Genomic DNA, 16,283 nt, shown 5'->3' with positions numbered 1-16,283 from the left:
TTATCGACTGGTCATATGCCGGTCAGCCCCGTCTCGCCTTTCGGTCGCGCGCAGCTCGGCGGCGGCGGCGAGGAGGCACAGGGTGCCGAGGACGCCGGTACCGGCCACGACCGTGTGCACGGGCGCGAACTCGGCCGCGATCCCGGCCCCGGCCATCCCGACGCCCTGGACGGTCATCATGCCCGCCGTCATCAGGGTCATGGCCCTCCCCCGCTGCTCCTCGGGGACGGCGGCGACGAACCAGGCGTCGAGGCCGAGGGTGTACGCGCCGGTGGCGCCGGCCAGGAAGAGCGCGACGGCCGCGAGGGCGACGCCGGGCCGGGGCCCGTACAGGAGGTACGGCAGGACGCCGACGACGGCGAGCGGCAGCACGATCCGGGAGCGGGTCGCGGCGGAGAGGAACGATCCGGCGAAGAGCTCGCCCGCGATCGTGCCGACGGGCAGCGCGCACATGAGCAGGCCGAGGGCGGCGGTGGAGACGCCGATCTCGTCGGCGTAGGGGGCGGCGAGGGCCTCGGGGACGACGGCGAACAGCGGCGGCACCCAGAACATCAGCATCAGGGCCCGCACGCGCCGGTTCCGCAGCACGCCCCAGGTCCCGGAGAGCCCGCCGTCCGCCGCCTCACCCGCCCGGGCGGGCCGACGGACGGTGCCGATCCGGAGCAGGAGCGCGGAGGCGAGGAAGGTGGCGGCGGTGACGGCGAGCGCGCCGCGCGGCGGGACGACGGTGAGGAGGACGCCGCCGGCGGCGAAGCCGGTGAGCAGCGCGCTCTGCGACACGATCCTCAGCAGCGACCGCCCGAGGACGAACAGGTCGCCCTCGCCGAGGATGTCGGCGAGCGTCGCCATCCGGGTGCCGTTGAAGACGGGCGAGACGACGGCGACGGCGCAGCGCAGCACGAGCAGGACCGCGACGGGCGTGGCCGGCACGACCATGACCGCGACGCAGCCCGCGCAGACGAGGTCGCAGACGACGAGGATCCTGCGGGGCGGAAGCCGGTCGGCGAGCCCGGCGAGGAGCGTGCCGCCGACGAGGTACGGCAGGAACCCGAGCGCGAAGGTGAGCGAGGACAGCAGCGGCGACCCCGTCATGTCGTACACGAGCACGGTGAGCGCGAGCTCGCTGACGACGACCCCGAGCAGCGAGCACAGATGCGCCACGAACACGAACCGGAACTCCCGGACGGCGAAGACGGCGCGGTAGCCGGGGCCGGGGGCGGCGCCCCTGGTGGGCGGGCCCTCGGCGGCAGGGGCGGGCGCGGCGTCCCGCGTCGGGGCGGGCCCGGGGTCGGGGACGGCGCCCCTGGTGGGCGGGCCCTCGGGGCCCCCGGCCCGGGCCGGGGCCGCCGGGGCGGCGGCAGGGGCGGGAGGCGTCGGGGCAGGGGTGTGCGCGGGCACCGTCACCGGCGTCCGGGTGTTGTTCTCGGGCATGGGCGCAGCGTGCCCGGCATGCGGGTCGCGACCTAGACTTTCGGGTCCAGCCGAATGTTCCGGGAGGGGTCGTGCCGTACCACCTGCGTTTCGGTGAGGCCGATCCCCTGCGGATCCGGTTCGCGATCTCGCCGCTCTGGGAGACGCACTCCGCCGTGCGGGTGCTCGCGCGGCCCGCGAAGCAGGGGTACCACCTGCCCTGGATGCGGCGGATCGCCGACGCCGCGCGGGAGCTCGACCTCGGGCCGCTGCAGCTGCTCATGCCGCTGCGCGGGCACAACCCGGACTTCCTCTACCCGCCGCCCCTGGGCCCCGCCGCCGCCTTCGAGGACGAGATCGCCGCCGTACGGGAGACCGATCCCTCGCTCGTCCTGGACGACTTCGAGCGGGCGCTCGCGGAGACGCCGGGCGCCGCGGACACCGAGGAGGGGCGGCGGCTCCTCGCGGACCCCGCCGGGGCGGTGCTGCGGCTCGCGGACCTGCTCCGGGCCGCGTACGAGGCGCTGATCGCCCCGGACTGGCCCCGGCTGCGCGCGCTCCTGGAGGCCGACGTGGCGTACCACTCGCGCCGGCTCGCGGAGGGCGGGCTCGAACGGCTCCTGGACGAGCTGCACCCCGCCTTCGACTTCGCGGCGGAGACGGCCACGCTCCGGGTGGACTACCCCGGGGAGCACGACCGGCCGCTCGACGGCCAGGGGCTCGTCCTGATGCCGTCGGTGTTCACCTGGCCGGACGTGGTGAGCGGCTTCGATCCGCCCTGGCAGCCGACCGTGGTCTACCCGGCGCGCGGGATCGGCGGCCTGTGGTCCGAGCCCCGGGACCGCACCCCCGAGGCCCTCGCCCGGCTTCTCGGCCCGGTGCGCGCGGACGTCCTGTGCGCCCTGGCCGAGCCGATGGGGACGACGGCGCTGGCCCATCTCCTCGGCCGGGCGCCCTCCTCCGTCTCCGCACATCTGTCGGTGCTGCGGGACGCGGGGCTGCTCACCTCGCGGCGGTACGGCCACCAGGTGCTGTACGAGCGGACCCCGCTGGGCATCGCGGTGTCGCAGCCGGAAGCCGGGTGACGGCCGGCCACGGACGGAGCCCCCGGTCCCGAGCCGGGACCGGGGGCTCCGTCCGTGCGAAGTCCGTGCGAAGTCCGTGCGAAGTCCGTGCGAACGGTGCGGCGTCAGGCGCCGAGGTGGCGCTCCACCGTCTCGACCTTCGCGGTCAGGCCGTCCGTCACGCCGGGACGGATGTCGACCTTCATGACCACCGAGACGCGCGGCGCGCGGGCCTCGACGGCGGCGACGGCGCGCTTCACGACCTCCATCACCTCGTCCCACTCGCCCTCGATCGACGTGAACATGGCATCGGTCCGGTTCGGGAGTCCGGACTCACGGACCACTCGGACCGCGTCGGCGACGTACTCACCGACCTCCTCCCCCACGCCGAGGGGAGTGACGGAGAACGCGACGATCATGCCTTCACCGCTTCCCGGGCGGCGCGGGAGGCGATGACGGCGTCCTCGGCCTCGCGCTTCAGCTTCCGCTCGGCGTAGAAGCCGCCCAGGGGCAGCACCGAGAGGACGAAGTAGAGGGCGGCGGTGCCGAAGCTCCACTTGGTCTTGTTCCAGGCGTCCAGCCAGAAGAGGACGTACAGGATGAAGAGAATGCCGTGGACCGCTCCCATGACCGGCACCGCGTTGAAGTCCGTCGTCCGCTTGAGCACCGAGCAGACGAGCAGCAGCAGGAACGACACCGCCTCCGGCGCGGAGACGAGCCGAAGCCTGTGCAGGGAGGATGCAGTCTTGATGTCCACGACGGGGGTCACCTTCGTTCGATCTTGTGAACGGATACACAAGGGCCCGTCCATCATGACCCAGCCGGGGAACGACCAGCGCTGGAGGGGTGGGGTTCGCCTGGACACCCAGGGGAAGCGCTCCCGGCAGAAGAGCGAGGAGGTGGGGGATCGATCCGTGTCCACAAGTTCCGCCTTCGCCCCACCGTCCGGCAGGCCCACGCCCTGGGCGAGATGCTGCGGGACCACTGCTCGCTCTACAACGGCGCCCTGCAGGAGCGTCGGGGTGCCTACCGGCACGCCTCGAAAACGACCATCAGGTACACCGACCAGTCCGCCCAGCTCAAGGAGATCCGGGCGTTCGACCCGGATCGTCAGGGCCGATGGTCGTTCAGCTCGCAGCAGGCGACGCTGCGCCGCCTGGACAAGGCGTTCGATGCGTTCTTCCGCCGGGTGAAGGCGGGTCTCACCCCCGGCTGTCCCAGGTTCAAGGGCGTGGGGCACTTCGATACCGTCCTGTTCCCGAAGGACGGGGACGGCTGCCGCTGGGACTCCACGCCGGGTGACCGGCAGACCCGCGTGCGCCTGCAAGGCGTCGGGCACGTGCGGGCGCACCGGCACCGACCGGTACGCGGGCGGGTCAAGACGATCAGCGTGAAGCGTGAGGGCGGACACTGGTACGTGGTCCTCGCCTGCGATGAAGTGCCGGTCGAGCCGCTTCCCGCCAGCGGGCCGGTCATCGGCATCGACATGGGCGTGACGCATTTCCTCACCAGATCGAACGGCGAGCATGTCGAGAATCCGCGCTACCTCGAAGCATCCGCCGAAGCGTTGACCATCGCGCAGCAGCACCTCTCGACGTTCCCCGAGCGGACCGGGTCGAGGTCGAAGAAGCATCGGGCCGCAGTCCGGAAGATCGCCAAGCTGCACGGCAAGATCAGGCGGCAGCGACGTGACCATCATCACAAGACCGCGAAGGTGCTGATCCACGACCACGACGTGATCGCCCACGAGCGGCTGAACATCGCGGGTATGACCCGTGTCCCAAAGGCCAAGCCCGATCCCGATCGGCCCGGCGCGTTCTCGCCGAACGGCGCCGCCGCGAAAGCGGGCTTGAACCGCGGCATCCTCGACTCGGGTTGGGGACTGTTCCTGTCGATCCTGGCGCAGAAGGCTGAAAGTGCCGCTCGCCGCGTGATCGCAGTGGACGCCCGCAACACCTCCCGTACGTGCCCACGCTGTGGGCACGTCGCCAGGGAGAACCGCGTCACCCGAGCGACGTTCGAGTGCACGGCATGCGGCTTCCTCGCGAACGCCGACCACGTCGGCGCGCTGAACGGGCTCAGCAGGGCCGGGCTGGCCCTCTGTGCGGAGCCACGGCCTCCGCACAGGAAGCCCGCCGCCGCAGCGGCGGGTGGAGTCACCGTGCACGTCCACTTTGCTGTCTCTTTGGCCGGGGGCCCAGTACCTTCCTCGGGTGGCAACGTTCCGACTCCAAGGCAGCAAGGTGCTCGCCGTCTCCATGGCCGGCGACGCCGTCAAGGCGAAGAACGGCTCGATGGTCGCCTACGACGGCCAGATGGCGTTCAAGAAGATGAGCGGCGGTGGTGAGGGCCTGCGCGGCATGGTGACCCGCCGGCTCACGGGTGAGCAGATGGAGGTGATGGAGGTACGCGGCCAGGGGACCTGCTGGTTCGCCGACCGGGCCTCCGAGATCAACCTCGTCTCCCTGCACGGCGACAAGCTCTGGGTGGAGGCGAGCAATCTGCTCTGCACCGACGCGGGGCTGCGCACCGGCACCAGCTTCACGGGGCTGCGCGGCGGCGCCACCGGCAACGGTCTGTTCACGACCACGGTCGAGGGCACGGGCCAGGCGGCGATCATGTCGGACGGCCCCGCGGTGGTGCTGCGGGTGACCCCGCAGTACCCGCTCCAGGTCGACCCCGGCGCGTACATCGCCCATCAGGGCAACCTCCAGCAGCACTTCCAGTCGGGTGTGACCTTCCGCACCCTCATGGGCGAGGGCGGCGGCGAGGCCTTCCAGATCCGCTTCGAGGGCGACGGGCTCGTCTACGTCCAGCCGAGCGAGCGGAACACGATCGGGGGTGACGTCTGATGCCGTTCCGCGAGATCAACTCGAAGATGGTCGAGGCGACCGTCGTCCCCGGGCAGCGGATGTTCAGTCAGCGCGGCGCGATGATCGCGTACCGCGGCGACGTCGCTTTCACGCCGAACATGGCGGGCGGCCAGGGCGGTCTGATGTCGATGATCGGCCGCCGGGTGGCCGGCGAGGCGACCCCGCTGATGTCGGTCGAGGGCAACGGCACGGTGATGTTCGGGCACGGCGGGCACCACGTCCACGTGGTCGCGCTGACCGGCGACACCCTGTACGTCGAGGCGGACCGGCTGCTCGCCTTCGACGGGACCCTGGAGCAGGGCACGATGTTCATGGGCTCGCAGGGCGGGGTCATGGGCATGGTCCGCGGCCAGGTGACCGGCCAGGGCCTGTTCACCACGACCCTGCGCGGGCACGGCTCGGTGGCCGTGATGGCGCACGGCGGGGTGATCGAGCTGCCGATCGCCCCCGGGCGCCCGGTGCACGTCGACCCGCAGGCGTACGTGGCCCACCGCGGCGACGTGCGGAACAAGCTGTCCACCGCGCTCGGCTGGCGCGACATGGTGGGGCGCGGCTCGGGCGAGGCCTTCCAGCTGGAGCTGAGCGGCAACGGTGTGGTGTACGTGCAGGCCTCGGAGGAAAAGCTGTGACCGGTCCCGTGATCCACGATCCGATGACCCTGCCGTCGGACGACAACGTCAATCCGTACACCTTCTGCGTGGAGCTCAAAGGGAGCCAGTGGTTCCTGCAGAAGGGGAAGATGATCGCCTACTACGGGCGGATCGAGTTCAACGGCATCGGGCACGGGCGGCTCGACCGGCTGGTGCGGACGTCCTTCCACTCGCCGCTGCACGCGAGCGACTGGGTGGTGGCCGAGGGCAGCGGGAAGATGCTGCTCGCGGACCGGGCCTTCGACGTGAACTCGTACGACCTGGACGAGGGCAATCTGACGATCCGCTCGGGGAACCTGCTGGCGTACCAGCCCTCGCTGGCGCTGAAGCAGTCGATCGTGCCGGGGTTCGTGACGCTGATCGGCACGGGCAAGTTCGTGGCCGCGTCGAACGGTCCGGTGGTCTTCATGGAGCCTCCGATGCGGGTGGACCCGCAGGCGCTGGTCGGCTGGGCGGACTGCCCCTCGCCCTGTCACCATTACGACCACGGCTACATGACCGGTGTGATGGGCGGCGTACGGGCCCTGACGGGCATCGGCGGGACCTCCGGCGAGGAGCACCAGTTCGAGTTCGTCGGGGCGGGCACGGTGCTGCTCCAGTCGACGGAGCTGCTGATGCCGGAGCGGGCGGTCGGCGGGCCGCCGGCGCAGGCGGGCGTGCCCGGTGGGCACGGTTCCGGCCAGAGCGTGCCCGGTTCGGTACCGCGCCTTCCCGGCCAGCTCGGTGACCTCCAGCGTCGCTTCGGTCTGTGAGCGGTAGTCTGCGGAGTGTGACGTGATCGAACGCGCGCTCCCAGACTTCGTCAAGTATTCAACTTCTTAGGTAGAATCCATACATGGAGACCGAGACCGCCACCCCCTGGCTCACCGACGGCGAGCAGTGCGCCTGGCGCACGTTCCTGGACGTCCAGAGAATGCTCACGTACCAGCTGGAGAGGGACCTCCAGCCCTTCGGCCTGACGATGAACGACTACGAGATCCTGGTGAACCTCTCGGAGTCGGCGGAGCGGCGGCTGCGCATGAGCGACCTCGCCGCCGCCACCCTCCAGTCGAAGAGCCGGCTCTCGCACCAGATCACCCGCATGGAGAACGCCGGTCTCGTCCGCCGCGAGAACTGCGAGTCCGACCGGCGCGGGCTCTACGCCGTCCTGACCGACGACGGCATGGAGACCATGCGCAAGGTCGCCCCGCACCACGTCGAGTCGGTGCGCAGGCACTTCATCGACCAGCTCAGCGGCGAGGCCCTCGGCGACCTCCACGAGTCCCTGAAGCCGATCGCCGAGCAGCTCCGCGGCCGCCGCGGCAAGCCGTGACCTGACAGACAACGGGAAGGGCCCCTCCGGTCGCCGGAGGGGCCCTTCCCGTACGTGCCCGAGGTCAGTTTCCGGTCAGGCTCGCGACCAGCTCGTCGGAGGCCGCGTACGGGTCGAGGGCGCCCGCCACGATCCGCTCGGCGAGGGCGTCCAGGCGCCGGTCGCCGTGCAGGTCGCCGATGCGCTCGCGCAGGGCCGTGACCGCGATGGTCTCCACCTCGCGCGCCGCACGGGCGCGGCGGCGCTCCGCCAGGACCCCGTGCTCCTCCATCCAGGCGCGGTGCTTCTCCAGCGCCTCCACGACCTCGTCGATGCCCTCGCCGCGCGCCGCGACCGTCTTGACGATCGGCGGCCGCCAGTCGCCCGCGGCCCGCGCCTCTCCGAGGCCCAGCATGTGGTTGAGCTCCCGGGCGGTGGCGTCCGCGCCGTCCCGGTCGGCCTTGTTCACCACGTACACGTCGCCGATCTCCAGGATGCCCGCCTTCGCGGCCTGGATCCCGTCGCCCATGCCCGGCGCGAGGAGCACGACCGAGGTGTCGGCCTGGGAGGCGATCTCCACCTCCGACTGCCCGACGCCGACGGTCTCCACGAGGATCACCTCGCAGCCCGCCGCGTCCAGGACGCGGATGGCCTGCGGGGCGGACCAGGCGAGCCCGCCGAGGTGGCCGCGGGTCGCCATCGAGCGGATGTAGACGCCCGGGTCGGAGGCGTGCTCCGACATCCGGACCCGGTCGCCGAGGAGCGCTCCCCCGCTGAACGGGGAGGACGGGTCGACGGCCAGGACGCCGACCCGCTTGCCCGCCCGGCGGTACGCGGAGACCAGCGCGGACGTCGACGTGGACTTGCCCACGCCCGGCGAGCCGGTCAGGCCCACCACGTACGCGCCGCCGGTGAGCGGCGCGAGCGCCGCCATCACCTCGCGCAGCTGCGGGGACGCCCCCTCCACGAGCGAGATCAGCCGGGCCACGGCCCGCGGCCTGCCCTCCCGTGCCTGGGCGACGAGTTCGGGGACGTCCACCATGTGCGCTGCTCCTTGACCGAAGGACTTACTTGCCGGGGACCTTGACGATGAGGGCGTCGCCCTGGCCGCCGCCGCCGCACAGGGCCGCCGCGCCGACGCCGCCGCCGCGCCGCTTGAGCTCCAGGGCCAGGTGCAGCACCAGACGGGCGCCGGACATGCCGATCGGGTGGCCGAGCGCGATGGCGCCGCCGTTGACGTTCACCTTTTCGGGGGTGACGCCGAGGTCCTTCATGGACTGGTGCGAGACGGCGGCGAAGGCCTCGTTGATCTCGATCAGGTCGAGGTCGGAGACCTCCAGGCCCTCCTTCTTGAGGGCGTGCAGGATCGCGTTGGACGGCTGCGACTGGAGGGAGTTGTCCGGGCCGGCCACGTTGCCGTGGGCGCCGATCTCGGCGATCCACTCCAGGCCCAGCTCCTCCGCCTTCGCCTTGCTCATGACGACCACGGCGGCGGCGCCGTCGGAGATCTGCGAGGCGGTGCCGGCGGTGATGGTGCCGTCCTTGGTGAAGGCCGGGCGGAGCTTGCCGAGGGACTCGACGGTGGTCTCCGCGCGGATGCCCTCGTCCTTGGAGAAGACGACCGGCTCGCCCTTGCGCTGCGGGATCTCGACCGGGGTGATCTCGGCCTCGAAGATGCCGTTCTTCTGGGCGGCGGCGGCGCGCTGGTGCGAGAGGGCGGCGAGCTCGTCCTGCACCTCGCGGCCGATGCCGAGGCGGGTGTTGTGCTTCTCGGTGGACTCGCCCATGGCGATGCCCTCGAAGGAGTCGGTGAGACCGTCGTACGCCATCGCGTCGAGCATCTCGATGGCGCCGTACTTGAAGCCCTCGCGGGACTTCGGCAGCAGGTGCGGGGCGTTCGTCATGGACTCCTGGCCACCGGCGACGACGATCTCGAACTCGCCGGCGCGGATCAGCTGGTCGGCGAGCGCGATGGCGTCGAGACCCGACAGGCACACCTTGTTGATGGTGAGCGCGGGGACGTTCATCGGGATGCCGCCCTTGACCGCGGCCTGGCGGGCGGGGATCTGCCCGGCGCCCGCCTGGAGCACCTGGCCCATGATCACGTACTGCACCTGGTCGCCGCCGATGCCGGCCCGGTCGAGGGCCGCCTTGATGGCGAAGCCGCCGAGGTCGGCGCCCGAGAAGGACTTGAGCGAGCCGAGGAGGCGACCCATGGGCGTGCGGGCGCCCGCGACGATCACTGAAGTGGTACCGGTCGTTCCAGACATGAGGCACGGCCCCTTGGGATGAGAGGTGAACGAGGGTTTACCGCCAATGTACTGAGCGGCGCGGCGCCCGGTCACCGGCCGAACGGTGTGATCGCGCGCACGTTGCGTAACCATCTCTCCGGCGGTGCACTGGAGGCATGCTGACGCGTATCGACCACATCGGGATCGCCTGTTTCGACCTGGACAAGACCGTCGAGTTCTACCGTGCCACGTACGGTTTCGAGGTCTACCACTCCGAGGTCAACGAGGAGCAGGGCGTCCGCGAGGCCATGCTCAAGATCAACGCCACCGACGACGGCGGGGCCTCGTACCTCCAGCTCCTGGAGCCCACCCGGGAGGACTCCGCGGTGGGCAAGTGGCTCGCCAAGAACGGCGAGGGCGTGCACCACATCGCCTTCGGCACGGCGGACGTCGACGGCGACGCCGAGGCCATCCGCTCCAAGGGCGTCCGGGTCCTCTACGACGAGCCGCGGATCGGCTCCATGGGGTCCAGGATCACCTTCCTCCACCCCAAGGACTGCCACGGCGTCCTCACGGAACTGGTCACCTCGGCCGAGCCGTCCGCTGACCACTCCTCAGCGGAGCACTGACCTCCGGATTCCTGGCCCGGTAGAGTGGGCGGCTCCGGGCCGGGGCCGGTCGGGGCCGCTCCGTCCGGCATCGAAGTCGGGATGTCGGGGTCGTCCGATCTGCCACGATTTCCCGGGGGTCCGTCCTCGACCGTGAGGACGTGCTCGTAGGAGTTGCGACCAGGGTTGGGGTCTCCCCTGCTCGAAGAGCTCGGGGAAGGATGGGACCGCGCAGTGCGGGGCTACGAACGCCAGGAGAGCCACCGAGCTGAAGACGACCATCTCGCCAGGTTCGAAGCCGAGATGGACCGGCTGAAGACCGAACGCGAGAAGGCCGTCCAGCATGCCGAGGACCTGGGCTACCAGGTCGAGGTCTTGCGCGCCAAACTCCACGAGGCGCGCCGCACCATCGCGTCCCGGCCCGCGTACGACAGCGCCGACATCGGCTACCAGGCCGAGCAGATGCTGCGGAACGCGCAGGTGCAGGCCGAGCAGCTCCGCCAGGACGCCGAGCGCGAGCTGCGCGAGGCCCGCGCCCAGACCCAGCGCATCCTCCAGGAGCACGCCGAGCACCAGGCCCGGCTCCAGGCCGAGCTGCACAACGAGGCCGTCCAGCGGCGCCAGCAGCTCGACCAGGAGCTCAACGAGCGCCGCCAGACCGTCGAGGCGCACGTCAACGAGAACGTCGCCTGGGCCGAACAGCTGCGCGCCCGCACGGAGTCCCAGGCCCGCCGTCTGATGGAGGAGTCCCGCGCGGAGGCCGAGCAGGCGCTCGCCACCGCCCGGGCCGAGGCCACCCGGCTCGCCGAGGAGACCAGCCGCCGCGTCGGCGCCGAGGCGGAGTCCGCCCGTGCCGAGGCCGAAGCGATTCTGCTGCGCGCCCGCAAGGACGCCGAGCGGCTCATGGCCGCCGCCTCCAGCCAGGCGCAGGAGGCCACCAGCCACGCCGAGCAGCTCCGCTCCACCACCGCCTCCGAGACCGACCAGGCCCGCCGCCAGGCCACCGAGCTCTCCCGCGCCGCCGAGCAGCGCATGCAGGAGGCCGAGGAGCGGCTCCGGCTGGCCCGCGCCGAGGCCGAGAAGGCCCTCACCGAGGCCAAGGAGTCCGCCGCCCGGCAGCTCGCCTCCGCCGAGTCGGTCAACGAGCAGCGCACCCGCACCGCGAAGGCGGAGATCGCCCGGCTCGTCGGCGAGGCCACCAAGGACGCCGAGGCGCTCAAGGCCGAGGCCGAGGAGAAGCTCCGCGAGGCGACCGCCGAGGCGGAGAAGCTCGTCTCCGAGGCCACCGAGAAGGCCGTCACGGCCGCCGCCGAGGACTCCGCCGCCGCGCTCGCCAAGGCCGCCCGCAGCGCCGAGGAGATCCTCACCAAGGCGTCCGAGGACGCCCGGGAGACCACCCGCAAGGCCTCCGAGGAGGCCGAGCGGGTCCGCCGCGAGGCCGAGACCGAGGCCGACCGGCTGCGCGCCGAGGCCGGCGAGCAGGCCGACGAACTGCTCGGCTCGGCGAAGGACGACACCAAGGAGTACCGCGCCAAGACGGTCGAGCTCCAGGAGGAGGCCCGGCGGCTGCGCGGCGAGGCCGAGGCGCTGCGCGCCGAGGCCGTCGACGAGGGCGAGCGGATCCGCTCCGAGGCCCGGCGCGAGGCCCTCCAGCAGATCGAGGAGGCGGCGAAGACCGCCGAGGAGCTCCTCACCAAGGCCCGTACGGACGCCGAGGAGCAGCGCACCAAGGCCGGCGCCGAGAGCGAGCGGGTCAAGTCGGAGGCGATGGAGCGCGCCCAGACGCTCCGCACCCAGGCCGAGGAGACCCTGGAGCGCACCCGCGCCGAGGCCGAGCGGCTGCGGGCCGAGGCCGAGGAGCAGGCCGAGTCGGTGAAGGCCGCGGCCGAGGAGGCCGCCGCCGGGCTGCGCGCGGACGCCGAGCGGGCCGCCGAGGCGCGCCGCGCGGAGGCCGCCGAGGAGCTGACCCGGCTGCACGCCGACGCCGAGGCGAAGGTGGCGGCCGCCGGGGAGGAGCTCGCCGACGCGCGGGCCGAGGGCGAGCTGATCCGGCGCGAGGCCGCCGAGGAGACGGAGCGGCAGCGGACCGAGGCCGCCGAGCGGATCCGGTCCCTGCGGGAGCAGGCCGAGCAGGAGGCCGAGCGGCTGCGCGCCGAGGCCGCGTCGGACGCCTCCACCACCCGTACCGAGGCCGAGTCCGCGGCCGTACGGCTGCGCACGGAGGCCGCCGAGGAGGCCGAGCGGCTCCGGACCGAGGCCCAGGAGACCGCCGACCGGGTGCGGGCCGAGGCCGCCGCCGCCGCCGAGCGGGTCGCCGCCGAGGCCGCCGAGGCCCTGGCCGCCGCGCAGGAGGAGGCCGCCCGGCGCCGTCGGGAGGCCGAGGAGACCCTCGATTCGGCCCGCTCCGAGGCCGGCCGGGAGCGCGAGCACGCCCGGGAGCAGTCCGAGGAGCTCCTCGCGGCCGCCCGCAAGCGGGTCGAGGACGCGCAGGCCGAGGCGCAGCGCCTGGTCGAGGAGGCGGACACGCGGGCGACCGAGATGGTCGCCGCGGCCTCGCGAGCCGCCCAGGAGGTCCGGGACTCGGTCGCCGGGCTGCGCGAGCAGGCCGAGGAGGAGATCGCCGGGCTGCGCTCCGCCGCCGAGCACGCGGCCGAGCGGACGCGCACCGAGGCGCAGGAGGAGGCGGACCGGGTCCGCTCCGACGCGTACGAGGAGCGGGAGCGGGCGTCCGAGGACGCCGCCGCCACGCGGGCGCGTGCCCAGGAGGAGTCGGAGGCCGCGAAGGCGCTGGCCGAGCGGACGGTCACGGACGCGCTCGCCGAGGCGGAGAAGCTGCGGGCGGACACCGCCGAGTACGCCCAGCGGGTGCGCACGGAGGCGACGGACTCCCTCGCCTCGGCCGAGCAGGACGCGGCCCGCACCCGCGCCGACGCCCGCGACGACGCCAACCGCATCCGTTCCGAGGCCGCCGAGCGCGCCGAGACGACGGTCGCCGAGGCCCGCGCTGAGGCCGAGCGGATCGGCGCCGAGGCGGAGCAGGTCCTCGACGAGGCCCGTCAGGCCGCCGACAAGCGGCGTACGGACGCGGCCGAGCAGGCCGACACCCTCATCGGCGAGGCCACGACCGAGGCCGAGCGGATCGGGGCCGAGGCCGCCGCACTGCTGGAGCAGGCCGAGCAGGTCAAGGCCGACGGCGAGGCGCACGCGGAGGCGCTGCGCGACGCGGCGCTCGCCGACGCCGAGCAGGTCCTCGACGAGGCCCGTCAGGCCGCGGACAAGCGGCGTACGGACGCGGCCGAGCAGGCCGACACCCTCATCGGCGAGGCGACGACCGAGGCCGAGCGGATCGGGGCCGAGGCCGCCGCGCTGCTCGCCGAGGCCGAGCAGGTCAAGGCCGAGGGCGAGGCGCAGGCGGAGGAGCTGCGGGCGGAGGCCCGTACCGAGGCCGAACAGGTCCTCGACGAGGCCCGCAAGGCCGCCGACAAGCGGCGCGCCGACGCGGCCGAGCAGGCCGACACCCTCATCGGCGAGGCCACGGCCGAGGCCGAGCGGCTCACCGCCGAGGCGGTCGAGCTCATGGAGACGGCCGAGCAGGACGCGCAGCGGCTGCGGGCCGAGGCCGAGCAGGTCAAGGCCGAGGGCGAGGCGCAGGCGGAGGAGCTGCGGGCGGAGGCCCGTACCGAGGGCGAACAGGTCCTCGACGAGGCCCGCAAGGCCGCCGACAAGCGGCGCGCCGACGCGGCCGAGCAGGCCGACACCCTCATCGGCGAGGCGACGACCGAGGCCGAGCGGATCGCGGCCGAGGCCGCCGAGCTGCGCGAGACGACGGAGCGGGACGCCGAGCGGCTGCGCACGGAGGCCGAGCAGGTCAAGGCCGACGGGGAGGCGCACGCCCAGGCCCTGCGGAACGCGGCGCTCGCCGATTCCGACCAGATCCTGGACGAGGCCCGCAAGGAGGCCGACAAGCGGCGCGCGGACGCCGCCGAGCAGGCCGACGCCCTCGTCGGCGAGGCGACGGCCGAGGCCGAGCGGATCGTGAACGAGGCGGCCGAGCTGGCCGATTCGGTCGGCGCGGACGCCCGCGCCGAGGCGGGCCGGACCGTCGGCGCGGCCTCGGAGGAGGCCGAGCGGCTCCGTGCCGAGGGCGCCGAGGCGATCGCCGAGGCCCTCCAGGACGCCGAGCGGATCCGTACCGAGTCGGAGCGGGTGAAGGCCGACGCGGAGGCCGCGGGCGAGCAGATGCGCGCGGAGGCCCGCGAGGAGGCGGACCGGACGCTCGACGAGGCGCGGGAGGCCGGGGCCCGGAAGCGTACGGACGCGGCCGAGCAGGCGGACCAGCTCGTCGCCAAGGCCCAGGAGGAGGCGCTGCGCGCCACCGCGGAGGCCGAGTCGCAGGCGGACACGATGGTCGGCGCGGCCCGCAAGGAGGCCGAGCGGATCGTCGCCGAGGCGACCGTCGAGGGCAACTCGCTGGTGGAGAAGGCCCGTACGGACGCGGACGAGCTCCTGGTCGGGGCGCGCAGCGACGCGACGGCCATAAGGGAGCGGGCCGAGGAGCTGCAGAGCCGCATCGAGGGCGAGATCGAGGAGCTGCACGAGCGGGCGCGGCGCGAGTCGGCCGAGCAGATGAAGACGGCCGGCGAGCGCGTCGACAAGCTGGTGAAGGCCGCGGAGGAGCAGCGGGCCGAGGCGGAGGAGAAGGCGAAGGAGCTGGTCTCCGATGCGAGTTCGGAGGCGAGCAAGGTCCGGATCGCCGCGGTCCGCAAGGCGGACACGCTGCTGAAGGAGGCCGCGCAGAAGAAGGCCTCGATCATCGCGGAGGCCGAGGCCATCAAGGCGGAGGCCGAGCGGATCCGCGCCGAGGCCGCGGCCGAGGCCGAGAAGACGGTGGCGGAAGGACAGCGCGAGCTGGAGACGCTGACGCGGCGCCGCAAGGACATCAACGCCGAGATCTCCCGTGTCCAGGACGTCCTGGAGGCGTTGGAGTCTTTCGAGACTCCGTCAGCCGGAAAGGACGGGGTCAAGGCGGGCGCGTCGTCGGGATCCACTCGTACGGGTGGCAAGTCCCAGGACGGCTAGCCACTCAAAAGGCTGGACATTCTCCAGATCAAACGGGCATACGCTCGATGACACGCCGCTTCGGCCCCTAGGATTCCCTCTAACACCTCACCGGTCTCATTCGACAGGAAACCCATGAGCGACACATCCTCCCCCTTCGGCTTCGAGCTCGTGCGGCGCGGTTACGACCGCGGTCAGGTGGACGACCGCATTACCAAGCTCGTGTCCGACCGCGACAGCGCTCTGTCCCGCATCACCTCGCTGGAGAAGCGCATCGAGGAGCTCCACCTCGAGACGCAGAACGCCCAGGCGCAGGTCACCGACGCCGAGCCGTCGTACGCGGGGCTCGGCGCCCGGGTCGAGAAGATCCTCCGGCTCGCCGAGGAGGAGGCGAAGGACCTGCGTGAGGAGGCCCGTCGCGCCGCCGAGCAGCACCGCGAGCTGGCCGAGTCGGCCGCCCAGCAGGTGCGCAACGACGCGGAGTCGTTCGCGGCCGAGCGCAAGGCGAAGGCCGAGGACGAGGGCGTCCGGATCGTCGAGAAGGCGCAGGGCGAGGCCAACTCGCTGCGTGCCGAGGCGCAGAAGGACGCGCAGTCGAAGCGTGAGGAGGCGGACGCCCTCTTCGAGGAGACCCGCGCCAAGGCCGCCCAGGCCGCCGCGGACTTCGAGACGAACCTGGCGAAGCGCCGTGAGCAGTCGGAGCGGGACCTCGCCTCGCGTCAGGCGAAGGCCGAGAAGCGCCTCGCGGAGATCGAGCACCGCGCCGAGCAGCTCCGCCTGGAGGCCGAGAAGCTGCGGACGGACGCGGAGCGCCGGGCCCGCCAGACGGTGGAGACCGCGCAGCGCCAGGCCGAGGACATCGTGGCCGACGCGAACGCCAAGGCCGACCGGATCCGTTCGGAATCGGAGCGCGAGCTCGCGGCGCTGACGAACCGCCGCGACTCGATCAACGCGCAGCTGACCAACGTCCGCGAGATGCTGGCGACGCTGACCGGTGCCGCGGTGGCGGCGGCCGGCTCCCCGATCGACGACGAGCGCACGGCCGGTGTCCCGGCCCAGCAGTCGCGGTAAGCGGCCCCTGCGCAGAAGCCCCCCGTC

Annotated in this window: 13 protein-coding genes and 1 pseudogene; 9 read left to right on the top strand and 5 right to left on the bottom strand. The window is 72.8% G+C overall.

The window, feature by feature from the left end:
* On the bottom strand, window positions 1-1,431 hold the full coding sequence (locus tag ACFYUS_RS03700) for an MFS transporter (RefSeq protein WP_388845268.1): 1,431 nt from the start codon (window positions 1,429-1,431) through the stop codon (window positions 1-3).
* 71 nt (window positions 1,432-1,502) lie between these two features.
* Between ACFYUS_RS03700 and ACFYUS_RS03695 the strand changes: the two genes are divergently transcribed.
* Window positions 1,503-2,495, top strand: a complete 993-nt coding sequence (locus ACFYUS_RS03695; RefSeq protein WP_388845265.1) for a DUF5937 family protein — start codon at window positions 1,503-1,505, stop codon at window positions 2,493-2,495.
* Window positions 2,496-2,599: 104 nt separating this feature from the next.
* Here ACFYUS_RS03695 and ACFYUS_RS03690 read toward each other — a convergent pair whose 3' ends face one another.
* Together ACFYUS_RS03690 and ACFYUS_RS03685 are read right to left on the bottom strand one after the other, a co-directional pair.
* Window positions 2,600-2,893: an MTH1187 family thiamine-binding protein gene (locus tag ACFYUS_RS03690; protein WP_388845262.1), complete on the bottom strand. Its 294-nt coding sequence runs from the start codon at window positions 2,891-2,893 to the stop codon at window positions 2,600-2,602.
* On the bottom strand, window positions 2,890-3,231 hold the full coding sequence (locus tag ACFYUS_RS03685; RefSeq protein ID WP_388845259.1) for a DUF3817 domain-containing protein: 342 nt from the start codon (window positions 3,229-3,231) through the stop codon (window positions 2,890-2,892). The genes ACFYUS_RS03690 and ACFYUS_RS03685 overlap by 4 nt, the downstream gene beginning before the upstream one ends.
* 153 nt (window positions 3,232-3,384) lie before the next feature.
* Here ACFYUS_RS03685 and ACFYUS_RS03680 point away from each other — a divergent pair.
* The 5 genes and pseudogenes from ACFYUS_RS03680 to ACFYUS_RS03660 all read left to right on the top strand — a co-directional run.
* Window positions 3,385-4,581 (top strand): annotated as a pseudogene (locus tag ACFYUS_RS03680) (RNA-guided endonuclease InsQ/TnpB family protein); the annotation flags it as partial.
* Window positions 4,582-4,732: 151 nt separating this feature from the next.
* A complete protein-coding gene (locus ACFYUS_RS03675) occupies window positions 4,733-5,326 on the top strand; it encodes an AIM24 family protein (protein WP_388845256.1) in 594 nt (197 codons plus the stop codon).
* The gene (locus tag ACFYUS_RS03670; protein WP_388845253.1) at window positions 5,326-5,976 is read left to right on the top strand and encodes an AIM24 family protein; all 651 of its coding nucleotides are present in this window, start codon (window positions 5,326-5,328) and stop codon (window positions 5,974-5,976) included. The genes ACFYUS_RS03675 and ACFYUS_RS03670 overlap by 1 nt, the downstream gene beginning before the upstream one ends.
* 23 nt (window positions 5,977-5,999) lie before the next feature.
* Window positions 6,000-6,749 (top strand): AIM24 family protein, encoded by a 750-nt coding sequence (locus ACFYUS_RS03665; RefSeq protein WP_388845979.1) that lies wholly within the window; start codon window positions 6,000-6,002, stop codon window positions 6,747-6,749.
* Between the two features lie 83 nt (window positions 6,750-6,832).
* Complete coding sequence (locus tag ACFYUS_RS03660) at window positions 6,833-7,309, top strand: MarR family winged helix-turn-helix transcriptional regulator (protein WP_369146568.1); 477 nt, start codon at window positions 6,833-6,835, stop codon at window positions 7,307-7,309.
* Window positions 7,310-7,373: 64 nt separating this feature from the next.
* On the opposite strand, the gene meaB is transcribed toward ACFYUS_RS03660, so the two are convergent.
* Window positions 7,374-8,330: a methylmalonyl Co-A mutase-associated GTPase MeaB gene (gene meaB / locus ACFYUS_RS03655; protein WP_388845250.1), complete on the bottom strand. Its 957-nt coding sequence runs from the start codon at window positions 8,328-8,330 to the stop codon at window positions 7,374-7,376.
* Between the two features lie 25 nt (window positions 8,331-8,355).
* Window positions 8,356-9,558 (bottom strand): acetyl-CoA C-acetyltransferase, encoded by a 1,203-nt coding sequence (locus ACFYUS_RS03650; protein WP_388845248.1) that lies wholly within the window; start codon window positions 9,556-9,558, stop codon window positions 8,356-8,358.
* A gap of 137 nt (window positions 9,559-9,695) precedes the next feature.
* Between ACFYUS_RS03650 and mce the strand changes: the two genes are divergently transcribed.
* From mce to ACFYUS_RS03635, 3 genes are all read left to right on the top strand, one after another.
* Window positions 9,696-10,148: a methylmalonyl-CoA epimerase gene (mce, locus tag ACFYUS_RS03645; RefSeq protein WP_388845245.1), complete on the top strand. Its 453-nt coding sequence runs from the start codon at window positions 9,696-9,698 to the stop codon at window positions 10,146-10,148.
* Between the two features lie 213 nt (window positions 10,149-10,361).
* Window positions 10,362-15,206, top strand: a complete 4,845-nt coding sequence (gene scy / locus ACFYUS_RS03640; protein ID WP_388845242.1) for a polarized growth protein Scy — start codon at window positions 10,362-10,364, stop codon at window positions 15,204-15,206.
* Between the two features lie 114 nt (window positions 15,207-15,320).
* Window positions 15,321-16,256, top strand: coding sequence for a cellulose-binding protein (locus ACFYUS_RS03635; protein ID WP_352021443.1), 936 nt, complete (start codon window positions 15,321-15,323; stop codon window positions 16,254-16,256).
* The last annotated feature ends 27 nt before the right edge of the window (window positions 16,257-16,283 follow it).

It is taken from the genome of Streptomyces sp. NPDC004284, assembly GCF_042874035.1.
Taxonomy (GTDB): Bacteria; Actinomycetota; Actinomycetes; order Streptomycetales; family Streptomycetaceae; genus Streptomyces.
Note: the sequence above shows the minus strand (reverse complement) of the source record. Positions and strands in the feature narration are given on the sequence as shown.

Coding starts and splice junctions, on each gene's coding strand:
- mce (WP_388845245.1), top strand. CDS start 9,696: ATGCTGACGCGTATCGACCACATCGGGATCGCCTGTTTCGACCTGGAC.
- ACFYUS_RS03690 (WP_388845262.1), bottom strand. CDS start 2,893: ATGATCGTCGCGTTCTCCGTCACTCCCCTCGGCGTGGGGGAGGAGGTC.
- ACFYUS_RS03700 (WP_388845268.1), bottom strand. CDS start 1,431: ATGCCCGAGAACAACACCCGGACGCCGGTGACGGTGCCCGCGCACACC.
- ACFYUS_RS03675 (WP_388845256.1), top strand. CDS start 4,733: ATGGCCGGCGACGCCGTCAAGGCGAAGAACGGCTCGATGGTCGCCTAC.
- ACFYUS_RS03670 (WP_388845253.1), top strand. CDS start 5,326: ATGCCGTTCCGCGAGATCAACTCGAAGATGGTCGAGGCGACCGTCGTC.
- meaB (WP_388845250.1), bottom strand. CDS start 8,330: ATGGTGGACGTCCCCGAACTCGTCGCCCAGGCACGGGAGGGCAGGCCG.
- ACFYUS_RS03660 (WP_369146568.1), top strand. CDS start 6,833: ATGGAGACCGAGACCGCCACCCCCTGGCTCACCGACGGCGAGCAGTGC.
- ACFYUS_RS03650 (WP_388845248.1), bottom strand. CDS start 9,558: ATGTCTGGAACGACCGGTACCACTTCAGTGATCGTCGCGGGCGCCCGC.
- ACFYUS_RS03635 (WP_352021443.1), top strand. CDS start 15,321: ATGAGCGACACATCCTCCCCCTTCGGCTTCGAGCTCGTGCGGCGCGGT.
- ACFYUS_RS03665 (WP_388845979.1), top strand. CDS start 6,000: ATGACCCTGCCGTCGGACGACAACGTCAATCCGTACACCTTCTGCGTG.